This window comes from Skermanella sp., from assembly GCF_059503625.1.
This window is the reverse complement of record NZ_JCACHA010000679.1, coordinates 1-12,567: the sequence shown is the minus strand read 5'-3', so window position 1 is coordinate 12,567 and position 12,567 is coordinate 1. Positions and strand designations below refer to the sequence as shown.

The 12,567-nt window shown below is 64.2% G+C and carries 12 protein-coding genes; 4 read left to right on the top strand and 8 right to left on the bottom strand.

The window, feature by feature from the left end; genetic code table 11:
- Positions 1–173 precede the first annotated feature (173 nt).
- From AC5JJ6_RS21970 to AC5JJ6_RS21960, 3 genes are all read right to left on the bottom strand, one after another.
- Complete coding sequence (locus tag AC5JJ6_RS21970; RefSeq protein WP_496044107.1) at positions 174–599, bottom strand: DUF1489 family protein; 426 nt, start codon at positions 597–599, stop codon at positions 174–176.
- Between the two features lie 178 nt (positions 600–777).
- Positions 778–1,116 carry an acyl carrier protein gene (locus AC5JJ6_RS21965; protein ID WP_496044106.1) on the bottom strand — a complete coding sequence of 113 codons (339 nt, stop codon included), beginning with the start codon at positions 1,114–1,116 and terminating at the stop codon, positions 778–780.
- Between the two features lie 160 nt (positions 1,117–1,276).
- Positions 1,277–2,275 carry an ion channel gene (locus tag AC5JJ6_RS21960; protein ID WP_496044105.1) on the bottom strand — a complete coding sequence of 333 codons (999 nt, stop codon included), beginning with the start codon at positions 2,273–2,275 and terminating at the stop codon, positions 1,277–1,279.
- A gap of 167 nt (positions 2,276–2,442) precedes the next feature.
- Between AC5JJ6_RS21960 and AC5JJ6_RS21955 the strand changes: the two genes are divergently transcribed.
- A complete protein-coding gene (locus tag AC5JJ6_RS21955; protein WP_496044104.1) occupies positions 2,443–2,862 on the top strand; it encodes a DUF3775 domain-containing protein in 420 nt (139 codons plus the stop codon).
- 94 nt (positions 2,863–2,956) lie between these two features.
- On the opposite strand, the gene AC5JJ6_RS21950 is transcribed toward AC5JJ6_RS21955, so the two are convergent.
- The 5 genes from AC5JJ6_RS21950 to AC5JJ6_RS21930 all read right to left on the bottom strand — a co-directional run bounded on the left by AC5JJ6_RS21950 (position 2,957) and on the right by AC5JJ6_RS21930 (position 7,677).
- The gene (locus tag AC5JJ6_RS21950; protein ID WP_496044103.1) at positions 2,957–3,559 is read right to left on the bottom strand and encodes a 2-hydroxychromene-2-carboxylate isomerase; all 603 of its coding nucleotides are present in this window, start codon (positions 3,557–3,559) and stop codon (positions 2,957–2,959) included.
- A gap of 71 nt (positions 3,560–3,630) precedes the next feature.
- Positions 3,631–4,344, bottom strand: coding sequence for a response regulator (locus AC5JJ6_RS21945; protein ID WP_496044102.1), 714 nt, complete (start codon positions 4,342–4,344; stop codon positions 3,631–3,633).
- Positions 4,345–4,481: 137 nt separating this feature from the next.
- Positions 4,482–5,621 (bottom strand): acyl-CoA dehydrogenase family protein, encoded by a 1,140-nt coding sequence (locus AC5JJ6_RS21940; RefSeq protein WP_496044101.1) that lies wholly within the window; start codon positions 5,619–5,621, stop codon positions 4,482–4,484.
- Positions 5,622–5,767: 146 nt separating this feature from the next.
- Positions 5,768–6,970 carry an acetyl-CoA C-acetyltransferase gene (locus tag AC5JJ6_RS21935; protein ID WP_496044100.1) on the bottom strand — a complete coding sequence of 401 codons (1,203 nt, stop codon included), beginning with the start codon at positions 6,968–6,970 and terminating at the stop codon, positions 5,768–5,770.
- 182 nt (positions 6,971–7,152) lie between these two features.
- On the bottom strand, positions 7,153–7,677 hold the full coding sequence (locus AC5JJ6_RS21930) for a hypothetical protein (protein WP_496044099.1): 525 nt from the start codon (positions 7,675–7,677) through the stop codon (positions 7,153–7,155).
- Positions 7,678–8,350: 673 nt separating this feature from the next.
- Here AC5JJ6_RS21930 and AC5JJ6_RS21925 point away from each other — a divergent pair.
- The 3 genes from AC5JJ6_RS21925 to AC5JJ6_RS21915 all read left to right on the top strand — a co-directional run.
- A complete protein-coding gene (locus AC5JJ6_RS21925; protein WP_496044098.1) occupies positions 8,351–8,851 on the top strand; it encodes a hypothetical protein in 501 nt (166 codons plus the stop codon).
- A gap of 236 nt (positions 8,852–9,087) precedes the next feature.
- A complete protein-coding gene (gene carB, locus AC5JJ6_RS21920) occupies positions 9,088–12,333 on the top strand; it encodes a carbamoyl-phosphate synthase large subunit (RefSeq protein ID WP_496044097.1) in 3,246 nt (1,081 codons plus the stop codon).
- Between the two features lie 68 nt (positions 12,334–12,401).
- Positions 12,402–12,567, top strand: a 166-nt coding sequence (locus tag AC5JJ6_RS21915) for a GreA/GreB family elongation factor (protein WP_496044108.1), incomplete at its 3' end; no start/stop codon positions are given.

Below are 12,567 nucleotides of genomic sequence, written 5' to 3'. Positions count from 1 at the left end.
ACGTCGTGCGATCCATCCTCGGTGGGCTGATCCCTCAGCTGCTGCGGCGTTGGCCACCAGCGCTTCGGTGAGAGGGGATATAGCCCCATCGTTTCAGCCTCGCAACAGAAAAAACTCATACCGTTGAAGTTTTTTTGACCGTCCGGTTAAATCGCGCAGGCTGCATGCCGGCTTCAGGCGAGTCCGAGTTCGCGCAATTCCGCCAGGATATGAGGCGGCAGTTCACCATCCGGGCCGGCATCGTCCAGATCCCTAGGAGCGGCAGACGGTTCCAGATACCGCCACCCCTGGAACGGCTTCTTCGCCAATGGCATCGTCGGGATCAGTTCCGGGTCCATGATGATCCGGCACCACGTCTCTCCCTCCTCGCCGTCGACCAGCTCGAAATCGAGGACTCGCTGGCGGCAACGCACCTGCCCCTTGATGACCCAGTACATGGAGCCGCCGTCGGTGACATCATCGGGGCGGCGCGGTTTGCGGCGGGTGTAGCCGGGAACCACGGTCCGGCCGTCACGGACGAAATGCCGCCCCTTCTGCACTTCGGTCAGATGATCGAGGTCGCCGATACCTACGGCCATTTTGATGAGATGAATGGGCATAGGCCCCCGCATGCTGGCGATATGGAATTCAAGCCAGATGCAGATAGCATGTCCAGAGGCGGGTTACAGGGGGCGTTCATTAACCGGCTATATTGCTTGCGCAAAAAATGATGGAAACGTCATTCTTCGACATCCTATGACATCGTTCGTCGGTCGCCGGCCTCCTGCGGACGGCGGCTCAAGCGGCGATCTCGTTGATGCCGCGGCACTGGGCTTCGAACCCGTCCGAAATAAATTCCGGCCGCTTGTAAAACCCCTTCATCCAACTGGCGAGCATGCACAGTTCTTCCAGCTTGACGATCTCGTCCAGGGTGTTTTCCGGAAAACTGATCTGGAAGCTCTCGGCGATGTATTCCAGCACCTGCTCGACCTGTTCGATGCTGAGCCCCATGTCGGTTTCCAGCGTCGCGGTACGCACCAGAATTTTTTCGTCGATGCCGAACTCGTCCCGGATCAGCTTGACGATCCAGCGGAACATGTTCATCCAGTTTTTGACGTCTTCTGTGGATCTTGACATGGGCCCCGTCAACCCGCGCCATGGGGACGGGCCTCGTTTGGATCGAAGTTGAGGTCAGGCTAGCGTGATTCCGTTAAGAAAAGTTATCGGGGAAATCGGATAAAAGCCGTAGACCGGCTCGGCGGAAGGTACGGCTTGCGCCATCCGCGACGCCGCCCCCTCATCCCGGATCGTCGAGGGAACGCCAGTCGCTGCGATGGCTGATGATGGCGCTGAAGCCGAACAGCAGCAGCAATACGCCCAGCAGGATCTCGGTCGCCGTGATAAGGCGGGCGAAGCCTGTATGCGGCTGAATGTCGCCGTAACCGACCGTGCTGAGTGTCACCAGGGAGAAATAGAGGCTTTCCGGAAAGGTGATATCGCGCGGCCAGCCGTCGATCATGAAGTTGGGCGGGTCGGTGAAGCGGTCCAGGATCGTGTAGAGGGACGCGAAAACGATCACGAGCAGCGAATAGAAGGTCAGGAACGCGAAGGCCGGCGTCACCAGCCGGGAGGCCGCCTGGAAAAAACCTTCGAACAGCAGCCCGGTATCCAGCAGGAAGATCGAGATATCGCGGCTGACGAACAGGACGACGGCCGAGATCGCCAGCATCGCGACGAAGAACAGCTCGGTCACCACCGTCGGCTCTATGTCGTGGACCGGCATCATGAAGGTCAGGGCACCGATCGCGAAGACCGGCAGCATCCATATGAAGATGCGGTTGAAGCGCGGTCCCGACCGGACCTCTTCCGTCAGCACGATCGTCCGGATCGTATGACGGCGCCAATAGGCTCCACCGACGAACGCCGCGAGCGGCAGGACGAATCCGCAGGCCTGCATCAAGGATGTCACCGCCTTGAAGTTGCCTTCGATGAACAGCACGAAGATCGACGCGTAGATACCGATGAAGTTGGCAAGCGCTATCGTGAAGAATTCACCGCCCGGGAACAGCCGGTGGACCAGATAGACGACGACGGCGACCGCCGCCAGGAGCACGAATGCCAAGTCACCCGCCACCGTCTTGATCGACAGGGCGATCAGTCCCAGCAGGACCCCGGTGAAGATGACGGCGCTCAGCCAACCATGCGGACCGGCGCGGCGCCTGCTGATGAAACCGTTGACGGACCCGGAGCGCCGCCTGTTCTCGTCGTGCGCGGGATCTTGGAAAAGGTCCGCCATGATGGCTGCAAAATCCTATTACTTCATGATCGTATATTTCTATACCGATCATGGCGGCTATCCAATGCAGCACCACGCCGCACCGGAACCGCGCGCAACCTGCCCTGTTGGCGTTCGACCAAACCCTGGCAATGCCAGTCGTCACCTGCCGAGCCACAGGGGATACCATGCTGAACCACTTGACCGTCGATCAGATCAAAGACATCGCCGATATGTCCAATCAGTGCAGGGCCGTTCGCGACAACATCCTGAACAAGACCTACCAGTCAGAACTTGAGGACGTATCGCGTCCCCAGGGCGAGAGAAATCCTACTTCGTTCGACAGCCTCGAAGTGGTCGAAGCGATGGACGACAGCGGCAAGTACCAGCGGCTGCGCGGCACGATCGCCGATCTGACGGAGGACGCCAGGATAGAACTGCGAGCCGTCATGTGGGTCGGCCGTGGCGATTTCTCCGCCGGAGAATGGGACAAGGCCCTGACGCAGGCTGACGGCAGCTCGAACCTGACTGTGATCGATACCTTGGCCGAGAAGGCCGACCTTCACGATTATCTGATGAAGGGTCTCTATAAGCTCGATCTGCTCTGAGTCGAGGAGGCCGGAACCGGCGATCGTACCGGTTCCGGCCCGCAGATCCGATGCGGCAAGGCCGCAGCCGGCAAGCCGGCCGCTTCAAATGCGGTCACCAGCCGCCGCGCGCCAGCCACTGGTCGATCTGGTCGAGCCGGTCCGCCCCCCAGAAAGACTCACCGTCGATCTGAACGAAGGGGGCGCCGAAAACGCCGCGCCGGATCGCCTCGTCCGTTTCGGCCCGCAGGCGGTCCTTGACGAGCGGCTCCTGCACGCCGGCGATCAGATCGGCCGCCGGGATTCCCAGGGGCGCCGCAACCTCCGCCACCTGTTCGGCGGCGGCGACATCGCGCCCTTCTCCCCAATGCGCATGGTAGATCGCCTTGGCCAGCGAATGCGCCTTTGCCGGGTCCGACGGTTCCAGCCACCAGAAGGCCCGGCACGCCGCCAGCCCGTTGAGCGGCACCTTCGCCGGCATGGTCAGGGGAACGCCGAGCAGGCGGGCGAAGCGCGGCGCATCGTGGGTGAGGTACTCGCCCCGCAGCGGCTGGTCCATCACGGGCTTCATGCCGCTGACCTTGAACACCGCCCCGAGCAGGATCGGCCGCCAGCGGACCGATCGCCCGTGCCGCGCCGCGATGTCGTCGATTTGGGTCGATGCCAGATAGCCGTAGGGCGAGGCAAAATCGAACCAGAAGTCCAGCGGCGCGCTCATTCGGCTTTCCTTATCTTGCCCATTTCGCAGGCAGGCAGCCTAACGGCAATGGTCGGCCGCGACAACCGTGCTCAGACCGCCTTCACCCTGGTATCGAAAACATAGCCCAAACCCCGTTCCGTCCTGATGATCTGAGGCTCCTTCGGGTTCGCCTCGATCTTGCGGCGCAGGCGCAGGATCAGCACATCGATGCTGCGGTCGAAGACTTCGGCCCCGTCGATCCGGGTAAGGTCGAGAAGCTGGTCCCGCGACAGCACTTTTTGCGGCTGTTTCACGAAGGCGGCCAGCAGGGCATATTCCGCCTTGGTCAGATCGACGTCGCGCCCATCGGACGAGAGCAGCCTTTGCGCCGTCAGGTCGAACTGCCATCCCGCGAAGCAGACCACCGCCCGCAGCCCTTCGGCGTTCCGGGTCACCCCACCCTCCCCAGCCCGGCGAAGCACGGCCTTGATCCGGGCAAGCAGCTCACGCGGGTTGAACGGCTTGGTCAGGTAATCGTCGGCACCCAGTTCCAGCCCGACGATGCGGTCGACCTCCTCGACCTTGCCGGACAGGATGATGACCGGGAGCTGGCTTTCGCTGCGCAGCTGACGCACCAGCGCCAGCCCGTCGCCGTCGGGAAGCCGCAGATCGAGCAGGATCAGGTCTACCGGGTCCGCTGCCAGCACTGCCGTCATGGCGGCGCCGGTGGCGGCGACGGTTACCCGAAACCCTTCGTGGCTCAGGTAATCGGAGAGCAACTCCTGAACCTGTTCGTCATCCTCGACCGCAAGAATATGTGTCACGACGCCCCGGTCCCGGAAAAGCACGGTTTCCGCGCGAAATGATTTCGGCGCGGACTCGCTTGGTAGATAAACCAAACGAACGGTATCGCGCAAAGGGTGTCAGGAGCTTTATCCTGCGTCCTTTTGACCTTGGCCCCTCAATCCCCGGCAGCAATCTTCCGGCTGATGATCAGACGCTGGATATCGCTGGTGCCCTCGTAGATCTGGCAGACGCGGACGTCGCGGTAGATCCTCTCGACCGGGAAATCCTCCAGGTAGCCGTATCCGCCATGGATCTGGATGGCATCGGAACAGACCCGCTCGGCCATTTCCGACGCGTTGAGCTTCGCCATCGCCGCTTCCTTCAGGCACGGGATTCCGGCGTCGCGCAGTGCCGCGGCGTGCAGGACAAGATGGTGCGCCGCTTCGATCCGGGTCGCCATATCGGCCAGCCGGAAGGCCACGGCCTGATGCTCGATGATCGGCACGCCCATGCTGGTGCGCTCCCTGGCATAGGCGAGAGCGTGCCGGAAAGCGCCGCGCGCCATCCCCACGGACTGAGCGGCGATGCCGATCCTGCCGCCCTCCAGGTTGGCGAGCGCGATGTTGTAGCCCTTGCCCTCCTCTCCCAGCATCAGGTCGGGGGTCAGCCGGCACCCGTCCAGCACGATCTGCGCGGTGTCGGAGCAGCGCTGGCCCAGCTTGTGCTCGATCCGGGCGACATGATAACCGGGCGTGTCGGTCGGCACGATGAAGGCGCTGATGCCCTTCTTGCCGGCGGACGGATCGGTCACGGCGAAGACGATGGCGACATGGCCGTTCTTGCCGTTGGTGATGAACTGCTTGGTGCCGTCGAGCACCCAATGGTTGCCGTCGCGACGCGCGCGGGTGCGGATGGCGGCGGCGTCGGAGCCGGCCTGCGGCTCGGTCAGGCAGAAGGCGCCCAGCTTTTCGCCCCGCGCCATCGGGCGCAGGAAGCGCTCCTTCTGTTCGGTCGTGCCGAAGCTCAGGATCGGCATGCAGCCGACCGAGTTATGGACGCTCATGATCGTCGACACGGCGCCGTCGCCGCCGGCGATCTCCTCCAGCGCCAGGGCGTAGGAGACATAGTCGGCCCCGGCCCCGTCCCATTCCTCCGGGATCACCATGCCGAGCATGCCGAGGCGCCCCATCTCGGCGAGGGCTTCCGACGGGAAGCTGGCCGTCCGGTCCCATTCGGCCGCGAAGGGAGCCAGCCGCTCGGCCGCGAACTGCCGCGCCATGTCGCGCACCATGGCCTGCTCTTCGGTAATCAGCATCGTTTCCCCACCCTGGTATCCGTTCTCTTTGCCTGGCACGACGATTGCGACAAGCTGCAACGGTGTGGAAGCGCCCTCGGGCCGCTTTAGGTAAGTTCCGGCAAAGCGGCCGGAGGCCGCTTCCACACTCTGCGCTGGAATTGATTTCAGGCGATCCGCTCGACCGCCAGGGCCGTGGCCTCGCCGCCGCCGATGCAGAGCGATGCGACGCCGCGCTTGAGGTCATATTTTTCCAGGGCCGCCAGCAAGGTCACCAGAATCCGGGCGCCCGACGCGCCGATCGGGTGGCCGAGCGCGCAGGCGCCGCCATGGACGTTGACCTTGTCGTGCGGCAGGTCCAGTTCGCGCATCGCCGCCATGGCAACCACGGCGAACGCCTCGTTGACCTCGTAAAGGTCGACGTCGCCGGCCGACCAGCCGGCCTTGTCCAGCACCTTGCGCATGGCGCCGACCGGTGCGGTGGTAAACCAGCCCGGCGCCTGGGCGTGGGTGGCATGGCCCGTGATGGCGGCCAGGGGCTTGATGCCGCGCCGCTCGGCTTCGGACCGGCGCATCAGCACCAGGGCCGCTCCGCCGTCGGAGATCGAACTGGAGTTGGCCGCCGTGACGGTGCCGTCCTTGCGGAATGCGGGCTTGAGGCTGCCGATCTTGTCGGGGACCGCCTTGCCCGGCTGCTCGTCCCTGGTCACCTGGGACTCGCCCTTCCGGGTGCGGACGATCTGGGGCGCTATCTCCGCGTCGAAGGTGCCGTCGTCCACCGCCGTGCGGGCGCGGGTCAGCGAGGCCACGGCATAGGCGTCCTGAGCTTCGCGGGTGAACTGGTAATGCTGGGCGCAGTCCTCCGCGAAGGTGCCCATCAGGCGGCCCTTGTCGTAGGCGTCCTCCAGCCCGTCGAGGAACATGTGGTCGATCACCCGGCCATGCCCCATGCGGTAACCGCCCCGGGCGCGGTCCAGCAGATACGGCGCGTTGGTCATGCTTTCCATGCCGCCCGCGACCATGATGCCGTTGGTGCCGGCCGCGATCAGGTCATGGGCCAGCATCGCCGCCTTCATGCCCGATCCGCACATCTTGTTGATGGTGGTGCAGCCGACCGATTCGGGAATGCCGGCGCCGAGCGAGGCCTGACGGGCCGGAGCCTGCCCCAGCCCTGCCGGCAGCACGCAGCCCATGATGACTTCCTCGATCGAGTCGGGGCTGAGGCCGGCCCGATCGAGTGCGGCGCGGATCGCGGTGGCGCCGAGTTCCGGCGCCGTCGCGGCGGCGAGATCGCCCTGAAAACCGCCCATGGGGGTGCGGACGGCCGAAACGATAACGACGGGGTCGTGGCGCAGGTCTTGATTACTCATGGGTATTCCCCCTTGATCTTCGTTCACTCCGGCTGTGCCGCCGGTCTCCGGACGCATCGCCCTCCCACCCTGTCACAGGCTGATGGAAGTGGCTGAAAGAAGCCGATGCGGTCCGGTGACGATGTGACCCGAGGAAGGGGCGCCGCGCAAGCGGTCGATGAGGGGGAACCCGGACGGAACGCTTATTTCAGGCGCGGCGCCATGGGGGCCATGGTCGAGGACGTGCCGGGCGCCAGCTTGGTCTGGATGGGAGAGACGACCACGTCGATGTCGGTCCGCTTATTGTCGTCCTTCTGGATGCTGATCCGGATGGTCGCCACCCGCTGGTCGCGGACGAAGGAGATCGAGGTGCGGCGCGCCCGGACGATGGCGGTTTCGGCCCAGCCCATCTTGGGCATTTCGGTCCGGTAGAACTGGGTCACCTGGATGACGCTGAAGGGCGCGTTGAGGATCACCTGTCCGGTCCAGTCGTCGTCGTTGCCGACCAGCACCGTGTCGTCGATGGCGAAGCTGCTGTTTGGCGGCACCGGCAACTGGGGGATCGTCAGCACGTCGGGCGGGATGCCGGGTGCTCCGTTGGACGGGGGAGGTGTTGCGCCCGAAACGGGCGGCACCGGCTGAGCCGCGACGGAAGCCGTATCGAAACCCCCGATAAACAGGCAGAAGAACAACAGGGCGGCAACCGTTATCCGGCCATGAGATGCCATGCTTAACCTCAAATGAATCGATATGAACCGGTCTTCGGCTGACCAAATTTCCGATAGGGACCGTGGCGGAGAAACGGACCGCCATCCGGTGCTGAAACCATCCGATGAACAGGAAAGACTATAATTCGCAAAAATTCTCCTAATATGCAAGGAAATGACCGAAATCCATCCTGTCGCTATCGTGCTGCGGCCTGCGGCCAACCGGCGCACCCACTGCCGGGAGAGCATCGGCGAAAAATGCCGGAACGGTTTTAGCCCGAAATCCCGCCGAGCCGCCGCGAGCTATGTCCGCAGCGCAACGCTCTCCCGATCAATGGTCATATGACGTTTTAGTGGTTTATCGGCAAACGGACTTCTGTTAGAAAACACCCACAACAAAACGGACTGCCCAAACAAAGGGCAGCCGGCAAACAGGGAAGAAACGCTCCGCAAAAGGAGCTTGAGACAGTTCAGACGATCCACAAGAAGGTCGTTCCAGAAAGTCACAAGATTAGGCCTCGGCAGCGCCGGGGCTTTTTTATTGCCTGTTTCCTGAGAATCCGGCTTTGTAGCTGAACTACCTGCACCGGATACTGCCGATGGACGGATCCTGCGGCGGTTGCCGAGGTGCCGCTCCCGAAGCCGGCATGACCTTGGCCTTTACGGCGCCGCTCCCCGATGACATCATCCCGGCATGCGTGCGGCCTTTGCCCCTCTCCTGTTCCTGATCGCAATGACGGCGGTCACTCCGGCTTTCTCCGCCGGTGCCGATCAGAACCGGCTGGACCGTACGGTTCTGCCCGAGCATTTCAGCGCGCTGCCGTTCTCACCTTGGCCGCTGGAGCCCGTTCCGCCTTTCCGGCAGACGCCGATCCGTCCCGAGCGAATCGTCTATCAATTGAAAGGCAGCATCCGCGACGTGGCGAAGGTCAACCGCGACCTGTCCACCGCCTGCCGGCGCGGCGCCTTCATCCAGCGGCTCGACTTCATCTTTCGCGTAAGGTCGGCCGACGACAGGCCCTATGGGATCGGCTGGGGGTCCGGCGTCAACCTGCACGACCCGGAAAGGCGCGCGCAGGCCGATAAGGTCTACCTGTTCGACCGTCAGGATACCGGGCTTTGCGCGGTCTGGGTGGCCCCGCTGGCCACCCTGCAACGGTTTCTGGCTCCGGTTCCGCTGCGCGACCGTCCATGACCGCGGCTCCGGTCAAAGTCATTCGACCGGACTGACAAAGGGCGCGCGGAAGCGCATTCCTGCCTTCCGGACGCAACGTCGCGCTTCCCGCGCGGTGATTCAGTCACTATATAGGCACGGGTTTGCGCTCCGGCGTCTTCAGCGGTCGGATGCGCGGCACCCCCTGTCCGACCCTCTCCCCGATCTACAGGGAGGGGAATTTTGTTGCGCCTGAAGTATTCCAGAGCCCGAGCGCCATGCCCAAACGTACCGACATCAAGTCCATCGCCATCATCGGCGCCGGCCCCATCGTCATCGGACAAGCCTGCGAGTTCGACTACTCCGGCGTCCAGGCGTGCAAGGCCCTGCGCGAAGAGGGTTACCGCGTCATCCTGGTGAACTCCAATCCGGCCACCATCATGACCGACCCGAATCTGGCCGATGCGACCTATATCGAGCCGATCACCCCGGCCACGGTGGCGAAGATCCTGGAGAAGGAGCGTCCGGACGCGCTCCTGCCGACCATGGGCGGCCAGACCGCGCTGAACACCGCGATAGCGCTGGACGACGACGGCACCCTGGCGCGGCTGGGCATCGAGATGATCGGCGCCAACAAGCAGGTGATCGCCAAGGCGGAAGACCGCCTGCTGTTCCGCGACGCCATGGACAAGATCGGCCTGGAAAGCCCGCGCAGCCGGATGGTCCGCAGCTTCGACGAGGCGCTGGTGGCGCTGGCTGAAACCGGCCTGCCGTCGATCATCCGCCCCAGCTTCACGCTGGCCGGCACCGGCGGCGGCATCGCCTACAACAGGGCGGAGTTCGAGGAGATCGTGCGCGGCGGCCTGCGCGCCTCCCCCACCCATGAGGTGCTGATCGAAGAATCGGTGCTGGGCTGGAAGGAATACGAGATGGAGGTCGTGCGCGACGGCGCCGACAACTGCATCATCGTCTGCGCCATCGAGAACCTGGACCCGATGGGCGTCCATACCGGCGACAGCATCACCGTGGCGCCGGCCCTGACGCTGACCGACAAAGAATATCAGATCATGCGCAACGCCTCGATCGCGGTGCTGCGCGAGATCGGCGTCGATACCGGCGGGTCGAACGTGCAGTTCGCGGTCAACCCGGCCGACGGCCGCATGGTCGTGATCGAGATGAACCCGCGCGTCAGCCGGTCTTCGGCCCTGGCGTCGAAGGCAACCGGCTTCCCGATCGCCAAGATCGCCGCCAAGCTGGCGGTAGGCTACCGGCTGGACGAGCTGGACAACGACATCACCGGCGTTACGCCGGCGTCGTTCGAGCCGACGATCGACTACGTCGTCACCAAGATGCCGCGCTTCACCTTCGAGAAGTTCCCCGGCACCGAGCCGCTGCTGACGACGTCGATGAAGTCGGTCGGCGAGGCCATGTCGATCGGCAGGACCTTCGCCGAGTCGGTGCAGAAGGCCCTGCGCTCGATGGAGACCGGCCTCACCGGCTTCAACGAAGTGCTGATCGGCGACGGCAACCCCGATCCGCTCACGGTGCGGGCGGCGCTGAGCAAGCCGACGCCGGACCGGCTGCTGGTGATAGCCCAGGCCTTCCGCCACGGGCTGAGCGTCGCCGAGGTCCAGGCGGCCTGCAAGTACGACCCGTGGTTCCTGGAGCAGATTCAGGCGATCGTCGCGGCGGAAGCCGAAGTGCGGAAGAGCGGCCTGCCGGCCGAAGCACGGGGCTGGCTGCGGCTGAAGCAGACCGGCTTCAGCGATGCGCGGCTGGCCGAGCTGGCGGGCACGTCCGAGGCGGAAGTGTCGGCCGCGCGGCGGGCGCTGGGCGTCACGCCGGTCTACAAGCGGATCGACACCTGTGCCGCGGAATTCGCTTCGGATACTCCTTACATGTATTCGACCTACGAAGCGGACGGCATGGGCGGAGCGGAGTGCGAATCGCAGCCGACCGACCGCAAGAAGGTCGTGATCCTGGGCGGCGGGCCTAACCGGATCGGCCAGGGCATCGAGTTCGACTACTGCTGCGTCCACGCGGTCTATGCGCTGATCGAGGCCGGGTACGAGACCATCATGGTCAACTGCAACCCGGAAACGGTCTCGACCGACTACGATACGTCCGACCGACTCTACTTCGAGCCGCTGACCGCGGAAGACGTGATCGAACTGGTCCGGGTCGAGCAGAGCAAGGGCGAGGTGCTGGGCGTCATCGTCCAGTTCGGCGGTCAGACTCCGCTGAAGCTGGCGCGTGACCTGGAAGCGGCCGGCATTCCGATCCTGGGCACCTCGCCGGACGCGATCGACCTGGCGGAAGACCGCGAGCGGTTCCAGCAGCTTCTCCACAAGCTGGGCCTGCACCAGCCGGCCAATGGGCTGGCGCGCAGCCTGGAAGAGGCGGAAGCCGTGGCCGCCCGCATCGGCTTCCCGGTCGTCATCCGTCCCAGCTACGTGCTGGGCGGCCGGGCGATGGAAATCGTCCACGACATGGCCGGGCTGAAGCGCTACATGGGCTCGGCCGTCAAGGTGTCGGGCAAGAACCCGGTGCTGATCGACAGCTACCTCCAGGACGCGATCGAAGTCGACGTGGACGCCGTGTCGGACGGCACCGACGTCTATGTCGCCGGCATCATGGAGCATATCGAGGAAGCCGGCATCCATTCCGGCGACAGCGCCTGCGCGCTGCCGCCGTACTCGCTGGCGTCCGACGTGGTCGCCGACATCGGGCGTCAGGCGAAGATGCTGGCCGAGGCGCTGGAAGTGGTCGGGCTGATGAACGTGCAGTTCGCGGTCAAGGGCACCCAGGTCTACATCCTGGAAGTCAACCCGCGCGCCAGCCGCACCGTACCGTTCGTCGCCAAGGCGACCGGCACCGCCATCGCCAAGATCGCGGCACGGGTGATGGCGGGGGAGAAGCTGTCCGGCTTCACCCTCAACGGACCGACACCACCGCACACCGCCGTCAAGGAAGCGGTCTTCCCCTTCGCCCGCTTCCCCAACGTCGACATCATCCTGGGGCCGGAAATGAAATCGACCGGCGAGGTCATGGGCCTCGATCACGATTTCAGCCGGGCCTTCGCCAAGGCGCAGCTTGGTGCAGGGGTGGTGCTGCCGCTGGAGGGCAAGGTCTTCATCTCGGTCAAGGACCACGACAAGGCGGCGATGGTCGCGATCGCCCGCAAGCTGCACGAGATGGGCTTCGGGCTGCTGGCGACATCGGGTACGGCGAAGGCTTTCGGCGAGGCTGGCATCCCGGTGGCGCAGGTCAACAAGGTGCTGGAGGGACAACCGCATGTGGTTGACGCCATGATCAATGGCGACGTGCAGTTGGTTTTCAACACCACGGACGGAGCCCAGGCGATGTCCGACAGCTTCAGCTTGCGCCGGACCGCGCTCGTCAATAACATTCCCTATTATACGACCGTCGCAGGAGCACGGGCTGCCGTCGAGGCTATCTCGGCGCTTCGGAGTGGGAGCCTTGACGTGGCTCCCCTGCAGTCCTACCTGAGCGGGTCATATTAAGGATCAGGGCTCTCGGCGCGGCTAATCTGGCCGCGCCGCAGTCTTCTTCAGCGTCGAGTGGACCGGAAATGGAAAAAGTTCCAATGACGGCGGCGGGCTACAACCGCCTCCAAGAGGAGTTAAGGCACCTGAAATCGAGCGAACGCCCGGCGGTGATCAAAGCCATTGCCGAAGCGCGCGAACATGGGGATCTTTCGGAGAACGCGGAGTACCATGCTGCGCGTGAACGGCAGA